Below are 1,422 nucleotides of genomic sequence, written 5' to 3'. Positions count from 1 at the left end.
CGGGCTCTCGTGTTGGGGTGGACGGCCCCCTTCCGCCGGTTTGCGTGGCAAGATGGGTCATCGATGACCTGAAACGAGGGAGCCGCCCGTGGAAACGATTGTTCGCATCGGTTTGGACACGTCAAAGAGCGTATTTCAGCTGCATGGCGTCGACGGGATGGAGCAGCCGGTCCTTCGGCGTAAGTTGAGACGCGGCCAGGTTCTGGCGTTCTTCGGCCGTTTGCCGCCGGCGCTCGTCGCGATGGAGGCCTGCGGAGCATCGCACTATTGGGCGCGGGAGTTGCGGTCGCTGGGGCATGAGGTGGCAATGATCCCGCCGCAATATGTCAAACCCTACGTGCAGCGCGGGAAATCCGATGCGGCGGATGCGGAGGCGATTTGTGAAGCGGCCAGTCGACCGAAACTGCGGAAGAACTTCGTGCCGATCAAAAGTGCCGAGCAGCAGGGCGCACAAATGCTGACGCGTGTGCGCAACCAATTTATCGGCAGGCGCACCCAGATCGCCAATTCGATCCGCGGCTACGCCGCAGAGTTCGGCTTTACAGCGCCCAAGGGGCTTTCGCGGCTTCCGCAACTGCTGATCGACATTCGAGCCGACGCGACCGTCCCCGATTTGGCGATGGAGTTGGTGGAGGCGCTGGCGACAGAATTGGCGCGCGTCGGTGATCTGATCGCCAAGCTCGACAAGAAGCTCATGCAACTTCACAGGAGTAACGAGATGAGCCGACGACTGGCGACTATTCCAGGAGTTGGCCCGATCGGCGCGACGCTACTGTCAATCAAGGTCGTGGATGCCCGCGGGTTCAGGTCGGCAAGAAACTTTGCCGCCTGGCTTGGCCTGACGCCAAAGAATCACTCGACGGCCGGCAAGAACCGTCTCGGTGTCATCACACGCGCTGGTGACGGTATGTTGCGAACCGTCTTGGTGGCTGGCGCGACGGCTGTGATCGCGGATGCGCGACGACGCGGTCGCTCTTGGCCCTGGCTGAAAGACTTGATCACGCGCAAGCCGCCGAAGCTGGTGGCCATAGCGTTGGCGAACAAGCTGGCGCGGATCGCCTGGAAGCTGATGGTTAGCGGCGAGCGGTACAGGCCCGTTAGCAATGCCGTACCGATGCCGGCGCAGACCTAGACGTGAACGAAATACAGAGCTTGGCGCCAGGCCGGCAGGTTTGACGCTGGGGCCGGAACTTGCAGGATAGGAAGAGGTGGTACGTTCGGCGCGAGCCGGTCAAGTGAGACACTCCGCTCGGTTTACCGGCAGGAAATGCCGCTCTCGTGTTTGGATCTCACTGTCCGCGAAGCCCATCTTGGCCAGTGGTCGTAAGACCCGAAAATAGGCCGGACATATGAGCGCGAGCGATCCGAGCATGCTGCCCGAGCCAATCCTTGTAAGTCGGGGGCCGTCCACATATGAACCGA

1 protein-coding gene is annotated in these 1,422 nt (G+C 61.6%); it reads left to right on the top strand.

The genetic code is table 11. The features are described 5' to 3' along the window. Positions 1 to 88 precede the first annotated feature (88 nt). Positions 89 to 1,132 (top strand): IS110 family RNA-guided transposase, encoded by a 1,044-nt coding sequence (locus ABIB99_RS44440; RefSeq protein WP_354096841.1) that lies wholly within the window; start codon positions 89 to 91, stop codon positions 1,130 to 1,132. The last annotated feature ends 290 nt before the right edge of the window (positions 1,133 to 1,422 follow it).

It is taken from the genome of Bradyrhizobium sp. LA6.1, from assembly GCF_040547805.1.
In the GTDB taxonomy this organism is placed as follows: domain Bacteria; phylum Pseudomonadota; class Alphaproteobacteria; order Rhizobiales; family Xanthobacteraceae; genus Bradyrhizobium; species Bradyrhizobium barranii.
Note: the sequence above shows the minus strand (reverse complement) of the source record. Positions and strands in the feature narration are given on the sequence as shown.